The following is a 13,743-nucleotide window of genomic DNA, read 5'->3' on the forward strand; positions in this document are numbered from 1 at the left end:
GAAGGCGGCGGTATTCTCATTTCCCTGCGGTTGAGCATCTAGAACATCTGTTCTAGCCTGTGGGAATGAGGGCGGTCGTGCAGCTCACGGCACAGTACGTGCAAGAGTCGGTCGAGCAGAACCCGGTGACCGAGGTCGCCCGGTTGCGCGCGCAGCTCGAGCGCGTGCAGGGCCGCCGGCTCGGCGCTCCGGTGCTGCCGGTGCTGCCCGCCCTCACGTCGCTGCTCCCCGGCGGCGGGCTGCGTCCGGGCACGGCCTATTCGATCCCTCGGTCGACGTCGCTGCTGCTGGCGCTGCTGGCGCAGCCGTCGCAGTCCGGGTCGTGGTGCGGGGTCGTCGGGATGCCGCGGCTCGGCGTCGAGGCCGCCGAGGGGATCGGGGTCGACCTGTCTCGGCTCGTGCTCATCCCCGATCCGGGGGCGCGCTGGCTCGCGGTGACCGCGACCGTCGCCGAGGTGCTGCCGGTGGTGGCGGTGCGGCCGTCGGGGCGTGCGGCCGACGGCGAAGTGTCCCGCCTGGCGGCACGGCTGCGCGATCGGGGCGCCGTGCTGCTCGTGCAGGGGCCGTGGCCGCAGGCCGAGGCCGTGCTCGACATCGGCGAGCCGGCGTGGGAGGGGGTCGGCCGGGGGCACGGGTATCTCGCAGGACGCGAGGTGACGCTCACCTCGTCGAGCAGGCGCTGGCCGCGGTCCCGGCGTGCGCGGGTGCTGCTTCCGGATGCCTCGGGCCATGTCTCGGAGGCATCCGAGCGGAGGCGTCCCGTCGAGCGGCTGCGGCCGGTCGACGGTCGCGACGGCGGCCTGGTGCCGTTCGAGGCCGTCCTCTCCGTTCCGCCCGCTTTCCCTGACCAGCACAGGGCGGTGGGGTGATGTCCACGACGCCCGTGCGGAGCCTGGTGCTGTGGCTGCCCGACTGGCCGATCACGGCGCTGCTGCGCGAAGAGGCGGCCGCAGAGCGACCCGGCACCGCGGCGGATCGTCCGGTCGCCGTCGTCGAGCGCAATCTCGTCGTGGCATGCTCGGCGTCGGCGCGCGCCGAGGGAGTGCGCCGGGGGCAGCGGCGGCGTGACGCGCAGGCGCGCTGCTCCCGGCTGCGGGTGGTGACGACGGATGCCGCGCGCGACCATCGCACGTTCGCTCCGGTCGTGTCGCTCGTCGAGAAGAGGGCGCCGGGCGTGCAGCTGGTGCGTCCGGGGCTGTGCGCGCTGCGCGCCCGCGGACCCGCGCGCTACTACGGCGGCGAGGCCGAGGCGGCACGGGTGCTGATCGGCGCGCTGCGCGAGCACGGGTTCGACGATGTCAGGGCGGGGGTCGCCGACGGGCCGTTCACGGCGGAGCAGGCGGCGACGATCGCGACGACAGCCGACGATCCGGTGTTCGTCGTGCCCGCCGGCGGTGCCGCGGGGTTCCTCGCGCCGCTGTCGGTCGCGGCGCTGGACGCCTCGGCGATGGGCATGGGGTCGTCCTCCTCTCGCGCCGACAGCACCGGCGATCTCGTGGGTCTGCTCGCACGGCTCGGGGTGCAGACCCTCGGCGGCTTCGCCGCGATGGACACCGACCGGGTGCGGGAGCGCTTCGGCGAGCGGGGCGTGCGTCTGCACGCGCTCGCCGCGGGGCGCGACTCGCGACCCGTCGAGCCCCGCACGCCGCCGCCCGAGCTGCAGCGCGAGATCGCGTTCGAGCCGCCGCTCGAGATCGCCGACCAGGTGGCGTTCGCGATGCGCGTGACCGCCGACGACTTCGTCGCAGGGCTGGGCGCGGTCGATCTCGTGTGCACCGAGCTGCGCGTCGAGCTCGTCGGCGACCGGGGGGAGCGCAGTGAGCGGGTGTGGCTGCATCCGGGGTCGTTCGACGCGGCGGCGGTCGTCGACCGCGTGCGCTGGCAGCTGGCCGAAGACGTCGGCGCGACGGGCGAGGGCCTGCGCAGCGGGGTGACGCTCGTGCGGATCTCGCCCGAGGCGGTGGACGCGGCATCCCACCACGCCCCCGCGATCTTCGGGGGCGGACCCGAGGAGCGCGTGCACCATGCGCTGTCGCGCGTGCAGGCGATGCTGGGGCATCGCGGGGTGCTGACGCCCACGGTCGGCGGCGGCAGGTGGCTTGCCGAGCGCCAGGTGCTCGTGCCGTGGGGCGACCGGCACGAGCGCGACCGCCATCCCCGCAGCGCCGACAGCCTCGCGGCGCAGCGGGCGAGGCCGTGGCCGGGGAGTCTTCCGGATCCGCTGCCGGCCACGGTGTTCGCCGATCCGGTGCCGATCGACGTGCGGGCGCTCGGCGGCGAGCTCGTCGACGTCGACGAGCGCGGCAGTGTCTCTGCGGTGCCGGCGTTCCTCATCGAGGGCGGCCGCCGGCGGGCGATCGAGGCGTGGGCGGGGCCGTGGCCGGTGGTCGAGAGGGGATGGGATGCCGCGCGCGCACGTCGCGCGCACCGGTTCCAGGTCGTCGACGCCGACGGCGGCGCGTGGCTGCTGGTGTGCGAGGGCGACGCCTGGACGGCGGAGGCGGTCTATGACTGACCTGCGTTTCGTCTCGCTTCGCTCGCTCAACGACCGACACCCCCGGTCGTTGAGCGAGCGAGCGCCGGCGGCCGAGACGAAACGCCCTGAGCGGGCGAACAACGTCGGTCCACCGCGTTTCGTCTCGCTTCGCTCGCTCAACGACCGAGACCTCCGGTCGTCGAGCGAGCGAGCGCCAGCGAGCGAGACGAAACGCCTCGGACCCGCGAGAGACGCGGAGTACCGCTGATGGGCTTCAACAACCCCGGTGTGCCGTGGTCCGAGATGGAGCGCGTGCTGAGCGGCCGGCGCCGGCCGGACGCCCGGCCGGTGGGTGCCGACGGCGGCGACAGCCCGGCGTGGTCGCACAAGCGCGGACCGTACGTGCCGCCGAAGATCGAGCGTCCGGCCGAGACGATCCCGTACGCCGAGCTGCACGCGCACTCGTCGTTCTCGTTCCTCGACGGGGCGTCCTCTCCCGAAGAGCTCGCCGAGGAGGCGGAGCGGCTCGGGCTGCACGCGCTCGCGATCACCGACCACGACGGCTTCTACGGCATCGTGCACTTCGCCGAGGCGGCCGAGGCGCTCGACCTGAAGACCGTGTTCGGCGCCGAGCTGTCGCTCGAGCTCCCGCGGCCGCAGAACGGCGAGCCCGACCCGGTGGGTGCGCATCTGCTCGTGCTCGCGCGCGGCGAAGAGGGCTACCACCGGCTTGCCGGAGCCATCACGCACGCGCAGCTGCGGGGCGCCGAGAAGGGGCGCCCCGTGTACGACCTCGACGAGCTCGCGGCGCAGGGAGGCGGGCACTGGGCGGTCCTCACCGGCTGCCGCAAGGGCGCGGTGCGGCGCGCATTGGCCTCGACACCGGGGACGGCGGGGGCGGATGCCGCGGCTCGCGAGCTCGATCGCCTGGTCGGGCTGTTCGGGCGCGATGCCGTGCACGTCGAGCTCATCGATCACGGCAACCCGCTCGACACGCGCGACAACGACGTGCTCGCGGGGCTCGCGCGGGAGCGCGGACTGCCGCTCCTGGCGACGAACAACGTGCACTACGCCGTACCGCAGCGGCAGCTGCTGGCCGCCGCGGTCGCCGCCGTGCGCGCGAACCGCGGACTCGACGAGCTCGACGGGTGGCTGCCGGCGCACGCGGGGGCGCACCTGCGGTCGGGGGCCGAGATGGCGGAGCGGTTCGTCAGATTCCCGGATGCCGTGGCCCGCACGGTGACGCTCGCCGACGAGCTCGCCTTCCCGCTGCGGCGCGCGAAGCCCGCGCTGCCGAAGCAGCAGGTTCCCGACGGGCATACGCCGATGTCGTGGCTGCGCACGCTCGTCTGGGACGCGGTGCCCCGCAAGTACCCCGACCTCCGGGAGAAGGATCGTGAGCGCATCGAGCGGGAGCTCGGCGTGATCGAGATGAAGGACTTCCCCGGCTACTTCCTGATCGTCCACGGCATCGTGCAAGAGGCCCGGCGCCGCGGCATCCTGTGTCAAGGTCGCGGCTCCGCCGCCAACAGCGCCGTCTGCTACCTGCTCGACATCACCGCCGTCGACGCGATCTTCTACAACCTGCCGTTCGAGAGGTTCCTGTCGTCGCTGCGCGACGAGGAGCCCGACATCGACGTCGACTTCGACTCGGACCGCCGCGAAGAGATCATCCAGTGGGTCTATCAGGAGTACGGGCGCGACCGTGCGGCGCAGGTCGCGAACGTCATCCAGTACCGGCCGAAGAACGCCATCCGCGACATGGCGAAGGCGCTCGGGCACTCGCCGGGGCAGCAGGACGCCTGGTCGAAGCAGGTGGAGGGCTGGGGCGCTGGTCTCGATACGCAAGCTACTCGACCAGCGGGGAGCGCAGGGCACGACATCCCCGACCAGGTGATCGAGTTCGCCGGCGAGCTGCTCAAGGCGCCGCGGCACCTCGGCATCCACTCCGGCGGGATGGTGCTCACCGACCGGCCGGTGGGGGAGGTCGTGCCGATCGAGCACGCGCGCATGGAGAACCGCACGGTGATCCAGTGGGACAAGGACGACGCGGCGTGGATGGGCCTGGTGAAGTTCGACCTGCTGGGCCTCGGGATGCTGGCGGCGCTGCAGTACTGCTTCGACATGATCCGCGCGTCGACGGGGGAGGACTGGGAGTTGTCGACGATCCCGAAGGAGGAGAAGGCGGTCTACGACATGCTGTGCCGCGCGGATGCGATCGGCGTGTTCCAGGTCGAGTCGCGCGCGCAGATGGGACTGCTGCCACGCCTGCAGCCGCGTGAGTTCTACGACCTCGCGATCGAGATCGCGCTCATCCGTCCGGGACCCATCCAGGGCGGGGCGGTGCATCCGTTCGTGCGGCGCAAGATGGGGCTCGAGCCGACGACCTATCCCCACGACAAGCTGAAGCCCGTGCTCGAGCGCACGCTCGGCATCCCGGTGTTTCAGGAGCAGCTCATGCAGATGGGCATGGTCATCGGCGGGCTGACCGGCGAGGACGCCGATCTGCTGCGCCGCGCGATGGGCTCCAAGCGCGGGATCGAGCGGATCGACTCCCTGAAAGAGAAGCTCTACGCGGGCATGGCCGGCAACGGTCTGACGGGGGATGCCGCGGACGCGATCTACGCGAAGATCCAGGCGTTCGCGAACTTCGGGTTCGCCGAGTCGCACTCGCTGTCGTTCGCGCTGCTGGTGTACGCGAGCTCGTGGATCAAGCTGCACTATCCGGCGGCGTTCCTCGCCGGGCTGCTGCGGGCGCAGCCGATGGGCTTCTACTCGCCCGCGTCACTCGTCGCGGATGCGCGCCGGCACGGCGTAGAGGTGCACCGCCCCGACCTGCACGCGTCGGGGGTCGAGGCGCTGCTCGAGCCCGTCTTCCCGGTCGATTCAGGGCCGACCGGAATGGATGCCTGCACAGACCGCCATCAGCCTCCGGTCGGGACGTTCGACATCGATGCGCCCGACGAGACGGAGGCACACCGCCGCGACGGGAGATTCGCGGTGCGGCTGGGGCTCGCGGGGGTCAAGGGGATCGGCGCGAAGGTGGCGGAGCGCATCGTCGCGGCGCGTGACGCCGAGGGGGAGTTCCGCGATCTGCGCGACCTGGTGCGCCGCACGAGCGTCACCGCCGCCCAGCTCGAAGCGCTCGCGACCGCCGGAGCGTTCGAGTGCCTGGGGCTCAGTCGCCGCGAGGCGATCTGGCTCGCGGGTGCCGCCGCGCAGGACCGGCCCGAGTTCCTGCCGGACTCGCTCATCGCCGTGCAGCCGCCGCTGTTCACCGATCCGAGCAGCTATGACATCCTCGCTGCCGATCTGTGGGCGACAGGCGTCTCGACGGACGACCATCCGATGACCCACTACCGTTCCGGGCTGGATGCGCGCGGGGTGCTCACCTCGGGGGATCTTCGCGCGCACGAGACCGGCAGGCGCGTCGAGGTCGCAGGACTCGTGACGCACCGGCAGCGGCCGGCCACGGCATCCGGGGTCACCTTCATCAATCTCGAGGACGAGCACGGCCTCGTGAACATCGTGTGCTCGGTGGGGGTGTGGAACCGGTATCGCCGTGTCGTGCGCGACTCGCCGGCGCTCATCGCGCGCGGCATCCTGGAGCGTTCGCCCGAGGGGGTGATCAACCTGGTCGCCGACCGGTTCGAGGATCTGCGCGTCGGCGTGCATCACCGGGCACGCGACTTCCGGTGAGGCGTCGGGCCGTCAGGCGTCGGGCCGTCAGGCGTCGGCGGCCTCGCGGTCGCGATCCCGCACCACTGACGGCAGGTGGTGGTCGATGAAGGTCAGCACGACGGCGATCATGATGCCGATCACCAGCACGATCGCGGAGTTGCGCACCGACTCGGCGAAGCCGATCGTGTTCACGTCGAGGAACGGGTACGGGTACCAGCCGGTGATCGCGCCGTGGACGAAGGTGTAGACGAGCCACAGCAGCGGCCAGATGAAGGCCAGCGCGGTCGTGGCCCACGTGGTGCGCGGGCGCGGCCCGAAGATCAGCCAGCCGATGAGCGTCGCCCAGGGCGAGATGTAGTGGAACCCGATCGTGGCGACCAGCGCCCATCCCTCGAGGTGGACGAGCGGGGCGAGGATCGTCTCGAACACGAGGCCCGTGATGATGATGCCGAGCAGCGCGTCGAACCGCAGCACGCGCCACAGCTTGCCGTCGCGGTGGACGTTCAGTGCGAGCGCGATCGACGTGCCGAGCACGAACAGGTTGCTCTGGATGGTGAAGAAGCTGAAGAGCCTCACCAACCGGGTGCCGATGGGTCCGGTCGCGTTCTCACCGGAGTTCGCGTCCTGGCCGCCCGCGAAGAGCAGGACGATCTGGATGACGAGCGCGATGGCGACCACCACCGCGATCGATCCGTACCAGATCCGTGCCGCGCGTGCCCGTGCGTCCGTGGTCGGTGAAGTCGCGATCGTCGCAGTCATGGCGTGGCCCCCCGGTCGTATGCGCCCGGGCACATGCTAGTGGCGGGACGCCTGGATTCAACACCACCCGTCAACTCCTCGGGTGGTGCCGCGCGACGCCGCTAGGGTGTCGCCATGACCGCCCTGCCTGACCCCGCGCCCGCCGCTCAGCGCTCTGTCGAAGACTCACTCGAGCTGATCGGCACGCACGCGCGGCGCCGCGGCATCCGCATCGCGCTGGCGGAGTCGTTGACGAGCGGCGCGCTCGCGAGTCGCGTCGGAGCGGGCGAACGTGCGTCGGACTGGTTCGCCGGCGGCGTGGTGGCGTACCAGATGCGCACGAAGCGCGACGTGCTCGGTGTGCCCGAGGGGATCGACCCGTGCTCCGCCGAGTGCGCGGAGTTGCTCGCCATCGGGGTGAGACGGCTGCTCGGCGCCGACATCGCGGTCTCAGCGACGGGCGTCGGAGGTCCGGACCCCGAGGATGGTCACGAACCCGGGACCGTCTACCTCGGCTGGTCGTCGGACGGCTCGACCGGTCATCGGCTGCTGCAGCTCGACGGGGAGCCGGAGAAGGTGCTCGATGCGACGGTGAACGCGGCGATCGACCTGCTCGTCGACATCGTGTCGAGCGCGCCGCGGCGCGAGGCCGGATGACGGATGTCGCCGCCCGGGTCTACCGTGGCGCATGACAAGAAGACGGATGCCGCACAGGAGGTCGTCGTGTCATCGAAGCTCGGCAACATCACGTTCTACGCCGACGATCCGCAGGCGCTCGCGCACTTCTGGAGCGCCGTGTTCGGCTATCCGCAGCTGACGTGGGACGACGACCTGAAGTCCGAGCTCCTCGCCGCTGGGCTGACCGAGGAGGATCTCGCCAAGCGTGCGGTGGCCGAGGATCCCGACGGCGTCGGGCCGCGCATGTTCTTCCATCACGCCGCCGAGCCGAAGCGCGCGCGCAATCGCCTGCATCTCGACATCAGCGCGACACCGGGTCGCGGGCCGAGCCGCGAAGAGCTCGACGCGGAGCGTGATCGCCTCGTTGCACTCGGTGCCGAGGTGGTGCGTGTCGTGGACCAATCGTGGGGGCCGTGGCCCGAGTACTACTTCCAGATGCGCGATCCCGAGGGGAACGAGTTCTGCCTCCAGTAGGCGCCGGCGTCACTCGTGTCACTCGCCGGTCTGCGGATCGGTGATGGTTCCGGTGGGTGGCGCGTCTTCCACGACGTGCCGCGCTCCAAGCTCGTCGGCCGTGGCGCGCCCCGCATCGATCGCCTCTTCGCGGCTCGAGAAGCTCTGCGAGAGCTCGGGCCGTCCTTCGACTTGGTTCTCCCACTGGCCGCGGTTCGAGCGAGTGACCACGGTGTCGGTCTTGGCTTCGTCCATGGCTCGATGCTTGTTGTGAGCCGTCTGTCGGTCGAGGGGGTTGACCGCGCCCCGGAGCGTGGTCGCGCTGCGCGCGCTCTAGACTGGATGCCGCCTGCCTCTGTAGCTCAATGGAAGAGCAGCTCCGTCCTAAGGAGAGGGTTGGGGGTTCGAGTCCCTCCAGGGGCAACCACGGTCCTTGTGTGTTCGCTCAAGGCATCTGCCGTGACGGGATCATCTGGACGACGTGGGCGGCTTTCCCTGGTTGCTCTTCGGCACCGCCGCCCTCGTGGTGGTAACTGGCCTCGTGCTGGTCGGTCTCGGTCGAGCCTCGTTCTGGGTCGCCGTCACCAGACTGGCTCGGGAGATCGCTGTCGTGGTGGGTTCGTCACTGCTGCTCGAGGTCGGGTTCCAACTCATACGGGAGAGGAATGCGCTCTCGGTGCCGTTGACGACGTATCGCCAGCACTGCGGTGACGATCACGACGGCGACCATCGATCCGATCCACATCCACATGCTCGAGGGAATCCCGACGACGGAATGCTGTGACGATCCGCACATCGAAGTCCCGCCCTCCACGCCGTCGGCGAACCATCCATACGTGATGATCGGCGCGAACAGCACACTGACCCCGAGCACGGCAATCGCGCCCCACCACAGCGAGGCGAAGACGGATCTTGGAGAGGCCATGGCGACCAGCAAATCAGTCCGCGGGATGGAACCAGCGGAACGTCATCGAGTCGTGACCTCCGGCCCCGCGGCGCGGCGGGCTCGGGCGGTCAGTGGGGGAGTAGCTCGCTCAGCAGATGCTCGACGCGATCGCGGATGTCGTCGCGCACGCGGCGCACGCCGTCGAGATCGAGGTCGGACGGGTCGTCCAACTGCCAATCGAGGTATCGCTTGCCCGGGTAGAGCGGACACGCGTCGCCGCAACCCATCGTGACGACGGCATCCGCCGCGCGGACGACGTCGTCGGTGAGCGGCTTGGGGAACTCGTCCGAGACGTCGAGCCCGATCTCGGTGAGCACCAGGGCCACCTCGGGCAGGATCCTCTCGCCGGGCTGCGACCCTGCAGAGCGGACATGAACGCGGTCGCCCGCGATCTGGCGGGTCAGCGCTGCGGCCATCTGCGAGCGACCGGAGTTCTGCACGCATACGAAGAGCACCTCCGGCACCGGCTTCGCCAGGAGACCCTTGGACTGTGCCAGCGCGGTGAGCCGGTCACGCGCGAACTTCTCCGCGAGGCTCGGCAGGTGGTTCTTGACGGCGGCCGTCCGAGAGAGCGCCGTGTACGACTCGAAGACGACTCGCTCCACCGTCTCTTCGTTGACCATTCCCGTGAACTGGTGCGCCAGCCGCGCCGCAGCGCGATGAAGCACGGAGTCGGGGGAGAGCAGTGCGTCCTGCCCCGCTGCGCCGGTCACGCGGCACCGCGCGAGGGCAGGATCTCGGTCAGCAGCGCCTCCACGCGGGCCCGGATCTCGTCACGGATAGGACGGACGGCTTCGATCCCCTGACCCGCGGGGTCGTCGAGCTCCCAGTCCTCGTAGCGCTTGCCGGGGAAGATCGGGCAGGCGTCGCCGCAGCCCATCGTGATGACGACATCCGATTCCCGCACCGCCTCGACGGTGAGCACCTTCGGGCTGTTCCCGGCGATGTCGATGCCCTCCTCGGCCATGGCCTGCACGGCGACCGGATTGATGGTGTCTTTCGGCGCCGATCCGGCCGACAGGACCTCGACTTCGTCGCCGCCCAGGGCCCGCAGGTATCCCGCGGCCATCTGAGAGCGGCCGGCGTTGTGGACGCACACGAACAGGACAGTGGGCTTGGCAGTCATAGTGGGTCTCGCTTTCTCTTGTGGAAAAGCATAGACGATGATCTATTAGTTTTCGAGAACGGCCGGTGAATCGTCGGAGACGAGTTCGCTCAGCAGACCGCGGACGCGCAGTTCTATGTCGTCGCGGATGCGCCGGACCTCCTCGAGCGGCTGCCCGACCGGGTCTTCGATCTCCCAATCCAGGTATCGTCGGCCGGGGTAGACCGGGCAGGCGTCTCCGCAGCCCATCGTGACGACGACATCCGCGGCGCGCACGACGTCATCGGTCAGCGGCTTGGGGAACTCGTCGCCGACCGGCATCCCGATCTCGTCCAGCGCGGTGACCACCGCCTGCCGGATCTCCGAGGCCGGTTCTGATCCGGCGGTCTGCACGGTGACGCGGTCGCCCGCCAACTGTCGAAGGATGCTCGCGGCCAGCTGCGACCGGCCGGCGTTCTGCACGCACACGAAGAGCACCGCCGGTCGTTCGGGAGGGGCGTCCACGCGGCGCATCGCGTCCAGGCGTGCTGCGGCGAACGCGGCGGTACGGGACGCGACCAGTGGGGAGTCCGTCGTGCGCGTGAGGCGGTCGAAGCTGTCCTGCACATGCGCGCGCACGGTCTCGGCGCCGAAGACGCCCCTGTAGCGAACGGTGAGATCCGCGGCGATGCGGTCGAGGTCGGGCTGCGCGTCGCGGACGGTCGCGTCGCCAAGAAGCGCATCGATCCGATCGGCGTGGCGGGTGGCGATCGAGTACCACACTCGCCTGCCGTCGGGTTCCCGTCCGACGAGCCCGGCATCGTGGAGCGCTTTCATGTGGTGGCTCACGGTCGGCTGCCTCAGATCGAGCGCCGCGGCGAGCTGTCGCTATCACGTCGCCGCATCGCGTTCGCATGCAGACGCGTCTAGGTGGCGCGGCCCTGTTCGGGCGGGTGGGCGAGCACGTCGCCGATGGCCTCGCGCGTGGAGCGGAGTCCCTGCCAGGCGGAGGGATCGGCGACTTCCACCGCAGGTCTCTACTGCGTCCCACGTGCGCGCGGCTCGAACTTGGTGAGCGGCGTGCGCTCGCCCGCGCGGAAGGCCGCGAGCCCGGCTTCGAAGTCGGCGGTTGAGGCGACGAACAGCGCCGATTCGTCTGGCGCCACGTAGATCTTGCCGCCGCCGCGCACCGCATGCACCGCACAGATACCGAGATCATCGGGCAAGTCGATGATGTTCAAGTTCGGCGCCTCCGCAAGGTTTGCGTGGAGGCGCCGCGCCACCTCGACCAGGCTGTTGCGGTCGGTCGCGGCATCCGGAACGATGCCCTGCGTGACTCCGGCATCGCGGAACACACCGACGTACGAGTCGAACTCTTCGGGGGTGAGGGTCTCGCGCTTCCAGATAGCCTGCGCGGCGACGGTGGTGTTTGCGATCGCGGCACGCAGCGTGCCAGGAGCTGCGGCACGCAGTTCTGCCGCGCGTGGTTCGAGGGCGTCGCGCACACGCTTGTTGAGCGCGCCGAAGTCAGCCGCCCCGAGCGCCGGGACCAATGCTGCGTCGCGCGCGCCCGCAGCGGTCGCTTCCGCAACCGCATTCCTGATCGCGACGAACGACTCGACGGGTAGCCCAGCTGCAGCGCCGATGAAGGCACTGACCCTGTCTGGCACATCGGATATGTCGGGACTCCTCACACTCGAACCGCGGGTCGGCTTCAGCACCGCGATGGGGGTACCCCGCGCCACACACTACGACGCGGACCGCCGGGCGTTCAATCGGACGGAGCTGTGACCGGCGTCATCGCCCTGATCTTCTTCGCGTGAAGATTGCGCAAGCCCGCGTGCACTTCACCGGTCTCCTTGTCGACGAAGATCACGCGGTTGTCCCACCGTGCGAAGGCCTCGCGCCCCTCGACAAGGAACTCGCGCGCACCCCACACGGGCATGTAGTCCGTGGCATCCTCGTACCACTCGGAAGCGATATAGAGCTCACCCGAGACCGCCGGCGGGTGCTCCACGAAATGGCGCTCGAGCAGCTGTCGCGCCTCCCGAATCGTGACCATGGTGTCAGTCTTCCGCGTGAGCCGGATCGGCGCCAAGCCGCGTATCAGCCGACGCGTCGGAGGAGCAGGATGCCGTCGTCCAGGTGTGCTGCGGTGCCGTCGGGCGCAGTGGCGTCGCGGCGACGGATCCCGACGATCTCCGGTCGCCACCGGTCGGGATCCAGGTCGAGGAGCGCGAGCTCCTCGGCGGGGGAGCGGAACGACGGCATCTCCGCGGGATGTTCGTGCCACGGCGGGGGAGCCGCATGCGACACGACGAGCAGGTGTCCACGCGGGGCCACGCGCTCGGCGGCGTCGCGCAGCATCCGAATGCGGGGGAAGTCGTCCTCCCACGAGTGAAGGAAGCTCGACAGCACGAGGTCGAACTCGCCCTCGATCGAGGCGGCGCCGTCGCCGACGACGAAGCGGGCGCCGACGCCCCGGGTTGACGCGAACTCCATCGCCCGGCGAACCGCGGTCGGCGACACGTCGACGCCGGTCGCGCGCCACCCGCGCTCAGACAGCCACACCACGTCGCCGCCTTCGCCTGAGCCGACGTCCAATGCCGTCCCCGGCTCGAGATCGGCGACGATGGCGGCCACCGACGCATTGACCCGGCCTGACCAGAATCGGTCCTCGGCTGCGTACCGCTCCTCCCACCCGGCGTTGCGCCGCGCGGTGCGTTCGGCGACCGCGAGCCGGAAGTCCTCTGCCACGAGCATCGCGTTGGCGCCGGCGCCTGCCATCGACCCCGTGCCCATCGCGACGGGCACGTTCGCGAAGGGCGCGGTGACATTGCCCGCGGCGAAGACGCGTGGGTGACTCGTCGCGCCCCGCATGTCGACGGCGAGAGGCGCGCCCGGCGCCTCGGTGCGTTCCAGGTCGAGGTCGGCGGCGAACTCGAGGCCGAGGACGGGGTCTCCTGCCGTGAACAGTGCGTCGACGACGTGGTCGGCACCGTCCTCGGTCGCGATCACGAGCGCATCCCGCTCGCGGTGGACCGCCCGCACGGCTGACGTGACGACGCCGACACCGCGTGCCGCGAACCGGGCCGCCGTGTCTTCATCGAGGGGCCCGGCTGCGGCGGTGAACGCCGTCACGTCGTCGGAGAGCTGCCGCACCAGTTCGATCTGGTGAGCGCTCGCGGGCGACGTCGAAAGCACGCCGAGCCGCTTTCCGGCGACCTCCCAGCCGTGGCAGTACGGGCAGTGCAGTACCGATCGGCCCCACTCTTCGCGGAGCCCGGGCACGGCCGGAAGCTCGTCCCGGATGCCCGTCGCGATCACGACGGTACGTGCCGTGTCCACCTGTCCATCCGAACGCCGCACTCGGAGGAAGGCGCCCTCGTCAGTCAGGGCGCTGACCGTGCCCGTCACGATCTCGACCCCGTACGCGCGCGCCTCAGCGCGCCCCGTCTCCAGCAGGCGCGCAGGGTCGAGGCCGTCGTGGCCGAGCACGCCGTGCATCGAGGACGAGAAGCGGTTCCGCGGCTGCCCGCCGTCGATCACGAGAGTGCGCCGCCGCGAGCGTCCCAGCATCTGCGCGGCGCTGAGGCCCGCCGCACCACCGCCGATGATCACGGCATCCCATTCGTTCGTCATGTCTCCAGCGTCATCATCCGGAGCCGTGCTGGCAAGTTGGTTTGC

General features: G+C 70.5%; 14 protein-coding genes, 1 tRNA gene and 1 pseudogene. 6 read left to right on the top strand and 10 right to left on the bottom strand.

Translation table 11 applies throughout. The annotated features are described in order from the left end of the window. Positions 1 to 65 precede the first annotated feature (65 nt). From IM778_RS05060 to IM778_RS05070, 3 genes are all read left to right on the top strand, one after another. Positions 66 to 869 (top strand): hypothetical protein, encoded by an 804-nt coding sequence (locus IM778_RS05060; protein WP_228484757.1) that lies wholly within the window; start codon positions 66 to 68, stop codon positions 867 to 869. Continuing rightward, positions 869 to 2,515, top strand: a complete 1,647-nt coding sequence (locus tag IM778_RS05065) for a Y-family DNA polymerase (RefSeq protein ID WP_194410974.1) — start codon at positions 869 to 871, stop codon at positions 2,513 to 2,515. Before IM778_RS05060 ends, IM778_RS05065 begins: the two co-directional genes overlap by 1 nt. A gap of 228 nt (positions 2,516 to 2,743) precedes the next feature. After that, on the top strand, positions 2,744 to 6,175 hold the full coding sequence (locus IM778_RS05070; RefSeq protein ID WP_194410975.1) for an error-prone DNA polymerase: 3,432 nt from the start codon (positions 2,744 to 2,746) through the stop codon (positions 6,173 to 6,175). A gap of 27 nt (positions 6,176 to 6,202) precedes the next feature. Here the strand turns inward: IM778_RS05070 and IM778_RS05075 are convergent, their stop codons facing one another. Next, the gene (locus tag IM778_RS05075; protein ID WP_194410976.1) at positions 6,203 to 6,916 is read right to left on the bottom strand and encodes a Pr6Pr family membrane protein; all 714 of its coding nucleotides are present in this window, start codon (positions 6,914 to 6,916) and stop codon (positions 6,203 to 6,205) included. A gap of 114 nt (positions 6,917 to 7,030) precedes the next feature. Here IM778_RS05075 and IM778_RS05080 point away from each other — a divergent pair, with 114 nt between their 5' ends. Together IM778_RS05080 and IM778_RS05085 are read left to right on the top strand one after the other, a co-directional pair. Next, positions 7,031 to 7,552, top strand: a complete 522-nt coding sequence (locus IM778_RS05080; RefSeq protein WP_194410977.1) for a CinA family protein — start codon at positions 7,031 to 7,033, stop codon at positions 7,550 to 7,552. A gap of 24 nt (positions 7,553 to 7,576) precedes the next feature. Next, positions 7,577 to 8,047, top strand: coding sequence for a VOC family protein (locus tag IM778_RS05085; protein WP_228484758.1), 471 nt, complete (start codon positions 7,577 to 7,579; stop codon positions 8,045 to 8,047). Between the two features lie 18 nt (positions 8,048 to 8,065). On the opposite strand, the gene IM778_RS05090 is transcribed toward IM778_RS05085, so the two are convergent. After that, complete coding sequence (locus tag IM778_RS05090) at positions 8,066 to 8,281, bottom strand: DUF2188 domain-containing protein (RefSeq protein WP_194410979.1); 216 nt, start codon at positions 8,279 to 8,281, stop codon at positions 8,066 to 8,068. A gap of 96 nt (positions 8,282 to 8,377) precedes the next feature. Between IM778_RS05090 and IM778_RS05095 the strand changes: the two genes are divergently transcribed. After that, positions 8,378 to 8,449: transfer RNA gene (locus IM778_RS05095), tRNA-Arg, on the top strand. A 199-nt stretch (positions 8,450 to 8,648) separates the two neighbouring features. On the opposite strand, the gene IM778_RS05100 is transcribed toward IM778_RS05095, so the two are convergent. From IM778_RS05100 to IM778_RS05130, 8 genes and pseudogenes are all read right to left on the bottom strand, one after another. Then, positions 8,649 to 8,951 carry a hypothetical protein gene (locus IM778_RS05100; protein ID WP_194410980.1) on the bottom strand — a complete coding sequence of 101 codons (303 nt, stop codon included), beginning with the start codon at positions 8,949 to 8,951 and terminating at the stop codon, positions 8,649 to 8,651. 89 nt (positions 8,952 to 9,040) lie between these two features. Next, positions 9,041 to 9,685 (bottom strand): arsenate reductase/protein-tyrosine-phosphatase family protein, encoded by a 645-nt coding sequence (locus IM778_RS05105; RefSeq protein WP_194410981.1) that lies wholly within the window; start codon positions 9,683 to 9,685, stop codon positions 9,041 to 9,043. Continuing rightward, the gene (locus IM778_RS05110) at positions 9,682 to 10,098 is read right to left on the bottom strand and encodes an arsenate reductase ArsC (protein WP_194410982.1); all 417 of its coding nucleotides are present in this window, start codon (positions 10,096 to 10,098) and stop codon (positions 9,682 to 9,684) included. Before IM778_RS05110 ends, IM778_RS05105 begins: the two co-directional genes overlap by 4 nt. Positions 10,099 to 10,143: 45 nt before the next feature. After that, positions 10,144 to 10,893, bottom strand: coding sequence for an arsenate reductase/protein-tyrosine-phosphatase family protein (locus tag IM778_RS17925; RefSeq protein WP_337905423.1), 750 nt, complete (start codon positions 10,891 to 10,893; stop codon positions 10,144 to 10,146). After that, positions 10,876 to 10,929, bottom strand: a pseudogene (locus IM778_RS17860) (hypothetical protein); the annotation flags it as partial. The gene IM778_RS17925 and the pseudogene IM778_RS17860, both read right to left, overlap by 18 nt. A 164-nt stretch (positions 10,930 to 11,093) precedes the next feature. Next, positions 11,094 to 11,777 (bottom strand): hypothetical protein, encoded by a 684-nt coding sequence (locus IM778_RS05120; protein ID WP_194410983.1) that lies wholly within the window; start codon positions 11,775 to 11,777, stop codon positions 11,094 to 11,096. A gap of 50 nt (positions 11,778 to 11,827) precedes the next feature. Then, the gene (locus IM778_RS05125) at positions 11,828 to 12,118 is read right to left on the bottom strand and encodes a hypothetical protein (protein ID WP_194410984.1); all 291 of its coding nucleotides are present in this window, start codon (positions 12,116 to 12,118) and stop codon (positions 11,828 to 11,830) included. A gap of 44 nt (positions 12,119 to 12,162) precedes the next feature. Further along, on the bottom strand, positions 12,163 to 13,698 hold the full coding sequence (locus IM778_RS05130) for an FAD-dependent oxidoreductase (RefSeq protein ID WP_194410985.1): 1,536 nt from the start codon (positions 13,696 to 13,698) through the stop codon (positions 12,163 to 12,165). Between the last annotated feature and the right edge of the window lie 45 nt (positions 13,699 to 13,743).

This window comes from Microbacterium cremeum, from assembly GCF_015277855.1.
Taxonomy (GTDB): Bacteria; Actinomycetota; Actinomycetes; order Actinomycetales; family Microbacteriaceae; genus Microbacterium; species Microbacterium cremeum.